Source organism: Anaerolineae bacterium (assembly GCA_014360855.1).
GTDB lineage: Bacteria > Chloroflexota > Anaerolineae > JACIWP01 > JACIWP01 > JACIWP01.
In genome coordinates this window covers 1-12701 of the sequence record JACIWP010000061.1, presented here as the reverse complement: position 1 = coordinate 12701, position 12701 = coordinate 1, and the positions used below count along the sequence as shown (strand labels likewise).

9 protein-coding genes are annotated in these 12701 nt (G+C 63.8%); 3 read left to right on the top strand and 6 right to left on the bottom strand.

All coding sequences use genetic code 11. The features are described from left to right. Window positions 1-2020: hypothetical protein (locus H5T60_05010; GenBank protein ID MBC7241786.1), on the bottom strand; the 2020-nt coding region annotated here is incomplete at its 3' end. 583 nt (window positions 2021-2603) lie between these two features. Between H5T60_05010 and H5T60_05005 the strand changes: the two genes are divergently transcribed. Together H5T60_05005 and H5T60_05000 are read left to right on the top strand one after the other, a co-directional pair. Further along, window positions 2604-3542, top strand: coding sequence for a deoxynucleoside kinase (locus tag H5T60_05005; protein ID MBC7241785.1), 939 nt, complete (start codon window positions 2604-2606; stop codon window positions 3540-3542). 14 nt (window positions 3543-3556) lie between these two features. Next, complete coding sequence (locus H5T60_05000; GenBank protein ID MBC7241784.1) at window positions 3557-4192, top strand: deoxynucleoside kinase; 636 nt, start codon at window positions 3557-3559, stop codon at window positions 4190-4192. 8 nt (window positions 4193-4200) lie between these two features. Here the strand turns inward: H5T60_05000 and H5T60_04995 are convergent, their stop codons facing one another. Then, window positions 4201-5391 carry a galactosyldiacylglycerol synthase gene (locus H5T60_04995; GenBank protein ID MBC7241783.1) on the bottom strand — a complete coding sequence of 397 codons (1191 nt, stop codon included), beginning with the start codon at window positions 5389-5391 and terminating at the stop codon, window positions 4201-4203. A 198-nt stretch (window positions 5392-5589) separates the two neighbouring features. Beyond that, complete coding sequence (locus tag H5T60_04990; protein MBC7241782.1) at window positions 5590-6045, bottom strand: transcriptional repressor; 456 nt, start codon at window positions 6043-6045, stop codon at window positions 5590-5592. Window positions 6046-6401: 356 nt separating this feature from the next. Here H5T60_04990 and H5T60_04985 point away from each other — a divergent pair, with 356 nt between their 5' ends. Further along, window positions 6402-7565 carry a hypothetical protein gene (locus H5T60_04985; GenBank protein ID MBC7241781.1) on the top strand — a complete coding sequence of 388 codons (1164 nt, stop codon included), beginning with the start codon at window positions 6402-6404 and terminating at the stop codon, window positions 7563-7565. A 75-nt stretch (window positions 7566-7640) separates the two neighbouring features. Here H5T60_04985 and H5T60_04980 read toward each other — a convergent pair whose 3' ends face one another. The 3 genes from H5T60_04980 to H5T60_04970 form a co-directional block, all read right to left on the bottom strand. Continuing rightward, entirely contained in the window at window positions 7641-8969 is a 1329-nt protein-coding gene (locus H5T60_04980; GenBank protein ID MBC7241780.1) for a hypothetical protein, read from the bottom strand. Window positions 8970-9237: 268 nt separating this feature from the next. Continuing rightward, entirely contained in the window at window positions 9238-10623 is a 1386-nt protein-coding gene (gene radA / locus H5T60_04975) for a DNA repair protein RadA (GenBank protein MBC7241779.1), read from the bottom strand. Window positions 10624-10650: 27 nt separating this feature from the next. Further along, a partial coding sequence (locus tag H5T60_04970) for an ATP-dependent Clp protease ATP-binding subunit (GenBank protein MBC7241778.1) occupies window positions 10651-12701 on the bottom strand: 2051 nt, incomplete at its 5' end.

The following is a 12701-nucleotide window of genomic DNA, read 5'->3' as shown; positions in this document are numbered from 1 at the left end:
CCTCGTAATACTCCAGCAGGATGAAATGATAGCCGCTCCCCAGCTCAATATCCACCTCGTGCCAGGCCGACTGCGGGTCCTGCCACGCCTCCACCACCAGCCGATCGTCCACCCACAGGCGCACCCCATCGTCCGCATACAGGCGGAGCCGATACGTGCCGGCGTCCAGCCACACATGCCGGTACCAGCGGGCCGAGAACTCGTCCGCCGGCAGGCCAGGCCCCGGCGCGCCAGAACCCCAATCGAAGTCGATGCGCTCCTCATTCCGGATGAGGGCCGGCGCCCCCGTCAGCCAGCGGTTGGAGAAGTACTCCCCACGCCAGTAGGTCGGGTACGCCGTCCCAAAAGCCTGGACGCGGTGGTTATAGGTGTCCGCCACGTACACCGTCCCGTCCGGCCCCACCGCCACGCCGTGAGGCGATTCAAACTGCCCGGGGCCGGCGCCTCGGGAGCCCCACGCGCCCAGGAAGGTCCCGTCCGAACTGAAGTGCTGGATGCGGTGGTTGTTGGTATCGGCCACGTAGATCGTCCCCTCGGGGGCCGCCGCCACGCCCATTGGCAAGATGAACTGCCCCTCGCCGGCGCCTGGAAAGCCCCATGCGCCTAAGAAGACGCCCTCAGCGGTGAAGCGCTGGATGCGGTGATGTTCGGTATCCGCCACGTAGACCGTCCCGTCAGCGGCTACCGCCACATCCCAGGGGAAATAGAGTTCTCCTCCGAAGCCCCAAGCGCCCAGGAATGCCCCGTCCGCGGTGAAGCGCTGGATGCGATGGTTGAAGGTATCGGCCACGTAGACCGTGGTGTCAGGAGACACCGCCACGCCGCCCGGGTAATTGAACTGCCCGAAACCAGGGCCGTAAAAGCCCCATTCCCCCAAGAAAGCGCCGGCGGCGCTGAAGCGTTGAATGCGATCATTGGCGCTGTCGGCCACGTACACCGTCCCGTCAGGGCCTACGGCCGCGCCAGAGGGCCAGCGGAACTCTCCAGCCTCGAAGCCCTGGGAGCCCCAGGCGCCCAGGAAGGAGCCGTCGGCGGCGAAGCGCTGGATGCGGTGATTGTGGCTATCCGTCACGTACACCGTGCCGTCGGGGGCCACCGCCACGTCCATGGGCCTGTCGAACTCCCCATTGCCGGCGCCCTTGAAGCCCCAGGCGCTCAGGAACGCACCGCCGTCGCGGAAGTGCTGGATGCGGTGGTTGTCAGTGTCCGCCACATACACCGTCCCGTCGGGGGCCATTGCCACACCGTGAGGCGATTCAAACTGTCCTGCGTCGGAACCCTCGGAGCCCCAGGCGCCCAGGAAGGCGCCGGCGGCGGTGAAGCGCTGGATGCGGTGATTATCGGTATCCGTCACGTACACCGTGCCGTCAGGCCCCACGGCAACATCTCGCGGCCCATAGAACTGCCCGTTGCCCGAACCCGGGAAGCCCCACTCGCCCAGGTAGGCGCCGGCAGCGCTGAAGCGCTGGATGCGATCGTTCCCGGTGTCCGCTACGTAGACCGTCCCGTCGGGCGCCACTCCCACGCCGTTGGGCGAGCGGAACTGCCCGGCCCCGGAGCCTTCGGAGCCCCACTCGCCCAGGTAGGCGCCGGCGGCACTGAAGCGCTGGATGCGATCGTTCCCGGTGTCCGCCACGTAGACCGTTCCATCCGAGGCCACTGCCACACCGCCAGGGTGGGCAAATTTGCCCTCCCCCGAGCCGCAAGAACCCCAGGCGTTCAGGAACACGCCCGTCGAGCCGAAATGCTGGATGCGGCAGTTGTCGGTATCGGCCACATACACCGTCCCATCGGGGGCCACCGCCACACTGCCGGGGTGATTCAACTGCCCCGCCGGCGCCTGGGCACCGATAGAGAAGAGGAAATACCGATAGGGCACGGCATCCGGGCCGGCCGGCTCCACGGTGGGGCCGGGCTGGGGCTCCTGGGCGGAGACTGACAGGCCGGCCAGCGCCAGGAGCAGGAGACAGCCGGCCGCCAGGACCAGCCAGCCCTTCTGTACAGAACTTATGCCCAACATTCCTAACCTCCTTTCAGGCACCACTGGTAGCGCTCCCATCATTCCTGCGCGGCGAGCCTCCCACCTGGAGGTTGCGCAGTGTCCGCGAGCATTGACCGTCCTGCGCCGGCGGTCAACCTACTGAATCGGCATTCACAACGCCATCGGCCAGAGATGCCAGAGATGGATAGAGGGACTTGGCACCAGCAATGGGTCGGGGTATCAAAGGAGGATCGGGAGTCAGAATGGCTTCAGGTTGCCGAACTCCATGCAGGCAGGTCCCCTTCCGCCGGATATTCCAAGCGACAGCCGCCCGTTCATCATGAGGAAGTCACTGGGTTGGCATCAGATTTGGATCGGCAACCAACAGGGGCTTATCGCAATATTCATTATAATCTTGCAGGTGTAGAAGTCAACCGCGCCGGCGTCTGCGCCGGCCCTTTCCCACTCTTTCGCGAAAACCGCCGGAAAAACAAGCCGCTCTCCCATTTGGACTTCTGCGGTCGTCGGTGGTATCATCTGTGCGAACGGCCGGCATACCGCCACCGCCGGCCATCTGCATCGGAGCCTGCATCATCGAAAGCCGCTGAACAGGAGGAGGACCTTGTCAACCCGCTTCCACGTAGCTGTCGAGGGCCCCATCGGTGTGGGCAAGACCACCCTGGCCCGCCACTTGAGCGAGCGGCTGGGGGCCCATCTGGTGCTGGAAATCTTCGAGGAAAACCCCTTCCTGGAACGATTTTACCAGGACCGTTCCCGCTATGCCTTCCAGACCCAGATATTCTTCCTGCTCAGCCGCTACCGCCAGCAACAGCACATCCGGGAAATCCTGCAAACTCATTCGGTGGTCAGCGACTACGCGTTCCTCAAGGACCGTCTGTTCGCGCAGTTGAACCTCGCCGGCGAGGAGCTGGCCATGTATGAGCAGGTGCATGCCATCCTGGGAGGCCATGTCCCCCAGCCCGATGTCATCGTGTTCCTGCGCGCCAGCACCGATACCCTGATGTACCGCATCGCCCATCGCGACCGCCCGTACGAGCGCGCCATGTCGCGTCAGTACATTGAGGACCTGCGCCTGGCCTACGAGCGCTTTTTCGCCGGCTATCAGGAGTGCCCGGTGCTGGCGGTGGATACCAACTCCCTGGACCTGGTGGACAATCCTGAGGACATCGCCTGGGTGATCAACCAGGTGCGCACCGCCCTGGAACAGCGGGCGGTACAGCTCGGACTGCCCAGCCTGGCGCCGGCCGAGGTCTTCATGGTCCCCGCCGAAGCCCCTGCTCCGGAACGCCCTGCGGCCGCCCCGGCCGCCGGCGAGCTGAGCGGGGTTTCCGGGGCGGCCTCCTTCATGCCGCGCTACCTGCACCTGGTGGAGGCGATAGGCCGGCTCTCCGCCGTCCTGGCACAAGCCAGCTACGAGCCGACGCCGGCCGAGGACGTATGGAAGCGGGCGGCAGATGAACTGGCGCGTTGTGATGCGCTTCTGCGCGATCTGCGCGCTGCGCTGGCCGGCGGTATGCCGGCGCGTACTCCAGAACCATAGCAGGAGGGGAAAGGGTGAAGTTCTTCGTGGCAGTGGCCGGCAATATCGGTGTGGGCAAGTCTACCTTAACGGAACTGCTCTGCTATCGGCTGGGTTGGAAGCCCTTTTACGAGGCGGTGGCGGACAATCCCTACCTCAGCGATTTCTACGCCGATATGCACCGTTGGAGCTTTCACTCGCAGGTCTTCTTCCTGGCCCGCCGCCTGCACCACTACCACCGCCTCATGGAACATCCCACCTCGGTGGTGCAGGACCGCACCATTTATGAGGACGCGGAGGTGTTCGCCGAAAACCTGTATCGCCAGGGATATCTCTCCCCGCGCGACTACCGCACCTACCGCGATATTTACGAGGCGGTGGTGAGGTTCCTCCCTCCACCCGATTTGGTCATTTACCTCAAGGCATCGGAGGCTACCCTCCGCCGGCGCATCGCCCTGCGCGGCCGGCATTTCGAGCGGGAGATCTCCGATGAATACCTGGCCCAGCTCAACCGGCTCTACGACGAATGGATCCAGGGCTTCCGCCTGTGTCCAGTGCTGACCATACCATCCGATGACCTGGACTTCGTGCGGTATACTGCGCACATGGACCTGATTGTCGAAAGGGTGCTGGACCGCCTGCACGGGAAAGAGGAGATGATCCTCCCCTAGGGGGAATTTCAGGCAACCTCGCGCGTGGCGACGCGCCAGATCCATTGGGCAATGCGCTCCGCCGCGCGCGGCTTGCCGGCCTCGCGGGCATTCATCGCGTACAACGCGCGCTCCTCACTACCTGGCTGGAGCCAGCGCTCCAGGACGGCGCCCACATCCTCCGGCTCCTCGGCGTAGAGGCCGGCCTCATGCGTCTCCACATAGGTCAGGTTGCCGCGTTCCTGCCCGGGCACGATGCCGTAAATAATAATGGGCAAGCCGCTGGCCAACCCTTCGCTCACCGTCAGCCCGCCGGCACGCGATACCAGCACATCCGAGGCATGCATCAGCGCCGGTATCTGGTCGGTGAAGCCGTAGACATGCGTGGGAATTGGCCAGGAGCGCTCCATCAGCTGTTCATAGGCCTCTTTGTTTTTCCCCGTGACCACCGCCGTTTGCGCGTAGGGACAACGCTGTGCAATCTGTTCGGCGATTTCGACCAGGGGGCCGATGCCGGCGCCGCCGGCCAGCACCAGCGCCGTAGGGCGCTCCGGGTCCCACCCCAATGAGCGGCGCAGGGCCGCTCGGTCCGCCGGCGGCTGAGCGAAATCAGGGTGCACCGGCAGTCCAGTGACCTTGATCTGATATGGCTCCATGTGCAGACGAAGGCCTTTTTCACAGGCCGCGTCCGTCGGCACTAGACAGAGCGTGTCCTCCGGCTCGAACCACGCGGAGTGGACGCTGACCAGGTCGGTAATGACGGTGATATGCGGGATGGTGATGCCGTCCCGCTTGCGGAGCGTGGCCATAGTGTGCCCGTAAATCGGATATACGGAGACCACCACATCCGCCGGCGTGCTTTCCAGCAGTTCCAGCAGGGCCTCCCGCATCAAAGTGGTGGCTCCCAGGTTGATGAGCTGACCGAGGAAGCGGGTATCCGTGGCCTCGAACTGGAAGTGATACAACTGAGGGGTGTATTTGATCTGGGCGAGGTAGGCCCGTTCCGCCAGGCGCAGTACCGCCGGCGCCTTGGGCAGGTGAAACGGGTTGATGATTTTCACGCGGCATTGTTCGCCGTACTGGCGCTGAAGCGCGGTCGCGACAGCCTTGGAGGCACTGCGGTGGCCCGAGCCGGCGTCGGAGGTCAAGATCAATATGTCCTTCGGGAATGACTGCCGGCCCTGCCCAGGGCCTTTTCGCATCCGACCGAACGCTGTCACCCCGTCTCTCCCTCGAAGAAGTGTGTCCCGGGAATGGGACGAACATCTGCACGCCGTGTTGGTGATTACATTATACCACAACCGTCCGAATCAGCCGAACGGAAGGTGCCCCTTCGGTAATGGGATAAAAATGCCCGTAGGGGCACCGCGCGGTGCCCCTACCGAGCTGACGGATGGGTGGTGCGATCGCCCAAATTGCTATGCTTCCTCTGGTTCTGGCTCCTGGTGCCGGCTGGCGCAGACGTTGCAGTACCCCGGTAGGCTCACCTGGCTGATGTCAATGGTGAAGCCGTGGCGCCGGCGAACATGATCCACAAACTCCTGGAATTCGTCCAGGTCTATCGGGGTCACCTCGCCGCAGTCCTGACACACCAGATGAATATGCGGCCCATGCACCCCAACCAGCTCATAGCGGCGCTGACCATCGCCCGGGTCCACCACGGAGACCATCTGAAATTCCTGGAGCAGTTCCAGGGTGCGGTACACGGTGGAGATGTCAATGGCACTGCTCAATTCCTGGACGCGCTGGAAAATCTCCTCGGCGGTGGCAAAGCCGGCTATCTGGTGCATGACGCGCAGAACCATCTCGCGCTGGGGCGTCAGCCGGAAGCCCCGTTCGCGCAACTTTTTCAGGAACAGCTCCTCACAGGACATCTGCCTCTCCCATCATGCGGTAATACCGCCGGCATTGTACAAAGGGCCAGGCAGATTGTCAATATCACCCTACACCCGCATTTTGATTGACATCTCCATAAGGTGCTGGTATAATTTATGCAGATTTACCGAATGATATGCGCAAAGTTGCGCACGGGTAACCCTTTTCGCCCCGAGCCAGTCCGGCGTGGATTACCCCCTGCCGTCTATAATCATGTACTGTGTCGTGAGAGGACCCCCCAGAAGGTACGGGCTTGAAGCGGTGGATAGTGTCAGCATTCCCTTTGCTTTTGGCGAGCTGTCACGTCCAGCCTCGGTGAGCTGATCGAAGCCGTTCTTTCAAAGGAGGTGGATAGATGGGCCGAATCTCTGGTCTGGGACGGAAACCTGTCCCGCGAGGGGTCCTCGCGGCGCTGTTCGTGCTCGCCGGCCTGATCATCATCGCGCTGCTTTCTTTCAACGCGCCGGCCTGGGCACGTCCTCACGCGGCCAACGGCATCTTCCCCGTGGTCTACGGGACCGTACATCTGCAGGGCCGGCCGGCCCCGCCGGCTCCCTCCTGGTCCGTACCTCTGGCGGTCACGCTGGAGTGTGGAGTCAGCACCCTGCCAGGGCTCTACACGTACAGCGTGACGACAGACCAGACCGGCCACTTCACCTTCACCCATGTGGTGTCATATACTTCCACCTGCGATTTCCGGGTGAAAAACCCTCACACCCTGCGCAACGTGAAGTACAACGTCACCATCAACGCCGGCGATAATTACGTCGACATGGGCACCCTGCGCGAGGGAGACGCCAACAACGACAACCGCGTCTCCCTGGTGGATTTTTCCATCCTCGCCACCGCCTATGACTCTGGCCCCGGCAACCCCAGGTTCGACCCGCGCGCGGACTTCAACGAGAACGACTGGATCGAGATCGCCGACTTCTCCCTGCTGGCGACCAACTATGACCGCGCCGGCGACATACCGGTCAGCATGCCGGCCGCGGCGGTGAGCGCAAGCACAGCTCCCACGGTCACGCTCAAACTGGTGCCGGCGTACTGGGCCGCGCCCGTCGGGGACATCTTCATGGTGGACATCCGCATGGACCCGCACGCCCAGCCGTTCCAGGGCGTGGCGGTCTTCCTGAGGTTCAACCCGGCGGATCTGCAGGTGGTGGATGCGCAGGGCAATCCGGCGACAGAGATCGAGGACAGCGGCAATCTGCCCGTCCTGATCCGCAATCAGGTGGATAACAGCGCCGGCGAGATCAGCTTCAGCGCCGGCATCCTGGAGGGCACCCCGCCAGCCGAGGAATTTTCGCTGGCGAGGATGTATCTCAAGGTCACGGGGGTGAACATCGCCGGCAGTCCCGTCGAATTTGTGATCCAGGACTATCCCCCCAAGACCGGCGTCACCTACGACGGCTACTACCTGCCGCTGGAAATCCAGGACCTGACCGCCCGGTTGGGAGAAGTGCGCATCCTCTGGCCGCTCTTTATGCGCCGCGCCTCGACCCTGCCCGAAGTGCCCTGATCTGCGCGCCGGCCCCTTTCCCACCCGCAAAAAGTGAGGGGATCGCCCAATGGCGATCCCCTCATACATCTTACCTCAATGCGACTTGCGCACCAGCGGGAACAACAGCGACATCCCCGGCACCACAAAGCTCCAGAAGGTCGGCCGCACCGGCAGACCGCTTACTGATTGACCTCCCGTCACCCCCAGCACATAGCCTGTGCGTGGGGTGAACGGATCGTGGTGAATGACCGCCTCGCGGTAGCCCACCACACTGGCCCCCGCAACAGCTCCCGGCTCCGACCATTCCACCTCATACGGCGCTGCCGGCACCAGCAGAATCTCCACCGTCTCCGTGATCATGGGCGCATCGAACATCAGCTCGATGGGAGACAGCGGGTCCATGATGCCGCTCTCGGGGATGGAAGAGCGGACCTCCACCCACTGCGCCGGCGGGGTCGGCGTTGGCACGATCGGCGTGCTCGTGGGAGTGGGTGTCGGCGTCCGGGTGGGAGTGGGCGTAGACGTAGGTGTAGGGCCAGGAACAGTAGGGGTCGGGGTCACCTCGCCGGCCCACTGGTCGCCGATCTCCACATCCCAGCGCGTCCCATCCAACATGGCCAGCCCCCAATAATCCGGGCTGGTGGAGACCCAGCCGGGCGGATTCTGCTCCCTCAGGAAGTAGAAGCCGGCACCGTGGGTCTGGAAGCAGTACGGCTCGCTGACACCGTCTGTGGTGTAGGTGCCGATGACCTCGTGCAGGGAGTTTGTCAGCGTGAGGACCGCGCCGGCGACCAGCTCCTCCCCCACCTCGCGCATTTCATTGCCGTTCCGGTCGTTGAACACCAGCACACAGATATTCCCCGGCACGGCAGTCGGGGTGGGCGTGACCGTCGGAGTGGCAGTCGGAGGCGGTGGAGTGGTCACATTCACACGGGCATTGGTCACCGAGAAGGGCACGGGGTCCCCTCCCTTATACACCTGGACCTGGGTGAAGTTCACAGGGGAATTGCTCGCCAGTGCCAGCGCCCTGAAGTACAGGGTGCACAGGACAAAGGTGCCGGTCACGCCCTCCGCGCCAAGCTTGCCGGCATCATATCGCAGAACGCCAGAGGTCCTCCCGACGACCTTCTTGAGCACTTGCGGCAGGGTCGTGCCGTCGGTGATATTGGTATTGTCGAGCACAGTCCCGTTGTAACTCACGATAATGGAGACGGAGTCAATGGGCTGGGCGCCGGTGGCGACCCAGACGGTGAGGGTGAAGGTCTGGCCAAGGTACACGTTGGCGGTAGCGGGGGAGAGATAAATTTGCACTGCTCCCGCCGCCTGAGGCACCTCGCCGGCCTGCATGGAAGGGCCGGCCGGCGGCGACCCCCACGCCGGCGTCATGCCCAGCAGGCCCAGCACTGCCAGCACGCAGACCATCGAAACTGTACGCCTGAACCAGGCGTGGATGCGGCTGTTCCGTGTCAGTGGGAACCGAACTGCACCTATTTGCATACCAACTTCCTCCTTTCGCACACCGACCACATTCGGGCGTCCAATACCGGCGGATGCCGCGTGGGGAGAAACCCGGCTAGTCCAAAGACACTGGGACAGATACGCTGGAGGTCTGCTCTAGGCACCGCCGTTGGTGAACCTGGCAGAATACAGAGGTGGTGGAAGGTAACCGCCGGCGCGCTTCCCGCCGCTTTTATGCACGCCCCTCTTCTTTGCCCAGAGCGGCGTGTAAAGCCTGTCGCAGGGTGCGCGCCCCGATAACCTCCAACCCGTTCGGAGGGGTAAACCCTTTGTGAAGCACCGATTGGGGCAGGATACAGCGCGTGAATCCAAGGCGGGCGGCCTCGCTCAGCCGGCGCTGGAGATGGCTCACACCGCGCAGTTCGCCGCTGAGGCCCACCTCGCCGATAGTCACCAGGTCGGCCGGCACCGGCCGGTTATAGTAACTCGACGCGACCGCCACCGCCACGCTTAAGTCCGCGGCCGGCTCGCTGATCCGCAACCCACCTACTACATTAACAAAAATGTCCTGATCGTGCAACTTCACCCCAACCCGTTTGCTCAGCACTGCCGCCAGCAGGAGCAGACGGTTCAAGTCCACACCGTTGGCGGTGCGGCGCGGCAGGCCAAAGCTGGTGGGACTGCTGAGCGCCTGAATCTCAACGACAATGGGGCGAGTGCCCTCCATAGTGACGGCAATGGCCGAGCCGGCGGCGTTGGGGAGGCGCTCCGCCAGGAAGGCCTCGGAGGGATTGGACACCTCCCGCAGGCCGCTCTCCGTCATCTCAAACACCCCCACCTCGTTGGTGGAGCCAAAGCGGTTCTTCACGCTCCGCAGCAAACGGTAGGTATGGAAGCGGTCCCCTTCCAGGTATAAGACCGCATCCACGACGTGTTCCAGGACGCGCGGGCCGGCGATGGCGCCGGCCTTGGTCACATGTCCCACCAGGAACATGGGGATATTATGCGCCTTGGCGACGCGCAGAAGGTCCGCCGCGCACTCGCGCACCTGTGTGACACTGCCGGCGGCCGACTCCACTCGCTCCGTGTACACCGATTGTATGGAATCCACGATCGCCAACTGCGGCTGTACCTGCTCGATGTGCGCCAGAATGGGCTCCAAATGCACCTCGGACATCAGCAGGATGTTGCCGCTGGTGATGCCCAGGCGCTCGGCGCGCATCTTGATCTGCCGCAGGGACTCCTCCCCGGAGATATACAGCACGCGGCCGCCGGCCTCCGCCAAATCAGCCGCCACCTGCAGTAGCAACGTAGATTTGCCAATGCCCGGGTCTCCCCCGATCAGGTTCACCGACCCGGGCACCAGCCCCCCTCCCAGCACGCGGTCCAGCTCGGTCATCGAGAGGCGAATCCGGGCATCGTGCTCGGTATTGACCGCGGTCAGGGGCTGAGGCTCATTGGCGGAAAGCAAAACCGGTCGTGAAGGCTCCTTGGGGGAGACCTCCACGACCGTTTCCACCAGTGTGTTCCACTCGCCGCAGTCGGGACAGCGCCCCATCCACTTCGCCTGCACCGAGCCGCAGTTCTGGCATACGTAGCGGATGCGCTGTCGGGTCATGGACAGGGTCCTTCGCGCCGGCCGGCGTCAGTTGCGCAGGATGAACGGCTCAAGCCGCGAGTCCTCGGAGGCGGAGCCGTTTGAGATGTCGCCGGAGTTCTGCGGGGGCAAGCACCGCAGGACAATCTCGCCGTCCTCGACGTCTACCTCCACGGTGCAGTGCTCGGTGAACTCGCCGGCCAGCAGGCCTTCCGACAGGCGGTCCTCGATCAGGTCCTGAATGACCCGGCGCAGAGGCCGCGCCCCGAACATGGGATCATACCCCTTCTCGGCGATCAGCTCACGAGCCGCCTCGGTCGGCACCAGTTTGACGTGATGTTCGTCCAGACGCTTCTGCAGTTTGCCCAGCTCCAAGTCCACGATCTGTTTGATCTGTTCCTTGTTCAGCGAGTGGAAGACCATCACGCCGTCCAGACGGTTCAGGAACTCGGGGCGGAAGGTCTTCTTCAGCTCATCCATGACCTTCTCTTTCATTTCCTCGTAGTCCCGCTCCGCCCGCTCCTTTTCATCGCGCGCCACCGCGAAGCCCAGACTGCCGGCCTTGCGGATGCTGGTCGCGCCAACGTTGGAGGTCATAATGATGATCGTATTGCGGAAGTCCACCCGCCGGCCCTTGGCATCTGTCAGATGGCCATCCTCCATGATCTGCAGGAGCATGTTGAAGACCTCGGGATGGGCCTTCTCGTTCTCATCGAACAGCACCACGGAGTACGGCCGCCGGCGCACGGCCTCGGTCAACTGGCCGGCCTCCTCATAGCCCACATAGCCGGGCGGGGCACCTACCAGGCGCGACACGGTGTGCCGCTCCATGAACTCCGACATATCCAGCTTGAGCAGGGCATCCTCGCTCCCGAACAGGAACTCCGCCAGGGCGCGCGCCAGCTCGGTCTTGCCGACACCAGTGGGTCCCAGGAACATGAAGGTGCCGATGGGCCGGCGCGGGTCTTTCAGGCCGGCGCGCGCCCGCCGCACCGCCTTGGCCACCGCGGCAATCGGCTCATCCTGGCCCACGATGCGCTGATGCAGTGCCTCCTCCATCTTCAGGAGACGCTCGGTCTCCTCGGTGGCCAGCCGTTTCACCGGGATGCCCGTCCACATGGAGACGATCTCGGCCACATCATCCGGCGTGACATCTGGGCGCTCGAAGGGCGAGTCCCAGTTCAGCCGCATCTCTTCGATGCGCTGGTCCAGCTCGGCCTCGCGCACCCGCAGGTCCGCCACCAGGTCCCAGCGTTCCTGCTCGCAGGCTTCCTGCCGGCGGCGCTCCAGCTCGCGAAGCTGGCGGAACGATTCGCGCAGACCAATGGCATACGGGCTCTTGTAAATCCGTACCCGCGATGCCGCCTCATCAATCACGTCAATGGCCTTGTCCGGCATGAAGCGGTCCGGGATGTAACGGGCAGAGAGCTTCACCGCCGCTTCCAACGCCTCGTCGGTGATATGCACGTTGTGATGCGCCTCATAGCGCTCGCGGATGCCCTTGAGGATCTCCAGCGTCTCCTCCATGGTGGGCTCTTCCACCAGGATGGGCTGGAAGCGGCGCTCCAGCGCGGCATCTCCCTCGATATGCTTGCGGTATTCGTCGAGGGTCGTGGCGCCGATGCACTGGATTTCGCCGCGGCCCAACGCCGGCTTCAGGATGTTGGCGGCATCCACGGCACTGCCGGCAGAGCCGGCGCCGACCAGCATGTGCACCTCATCAATGAAGATGATGCACTCGGTCTGCTTGATTTCCTCCAGCACCTTCTTGAGGCGCTCCTCAAACTGGCCGCGGTACATGGTGCCGGCCACCAGGGAGCCGACATCCAGCATCAGCAGGCGCTTGTTGAGGAGCGGCTGGGGCACCTCGCCGGCGACGATGCGCTGGGCAAGACCCTCCACGATGGCGGTCTTACCCACGCCCGGCTCGCCGATCAGGGCCGGGTTGTTCTTGGTGCGGCGGGACAGGATTTGGATGACCCGCTCGATCTCTTTCTCGCGGCCGATGACGGGGTCCAGCTTGCCCTCGCGCGCCTGCGCGGTCAGGTCCACCGCGAGCTGGTCCAGCAGGGGCGTCTTGCTCTCGCCCTTCTCTTTGG

Excerpts from the sequence above, each read along its gene's own strand:
- H5T60_04990 (MBC7241782.1), bottom strand. The coding sequence starts at position 6,045 with ATGTCCTGTGAGGAGCTGTTCCTGAAAAAGTTGCGCGAACGGGGCTTC.
- H5T60_04985 (MBC7241781.1), top strand. The coding sequence starts at position 6,402 with ATGGGCCGAATCTCTGGTCTGGGACGGAAACCTGTCCCGCGAGGGGTC.
- H5T60_04980 (MBC7241780.1), bottom strand. The coding sequence starts at position 8,969 with ATGGTCTGCGTGCTGGCAGTGCTGGGCCTGCTGGGCATGACGCCGGCG.
- radA (MBC7241779.1), bottom strand. The coding sequence starts at position 10,623 with ATGACCCGACAGCGCATCCGCTACGTATGCCAGAACTGCGGCTCGGTG.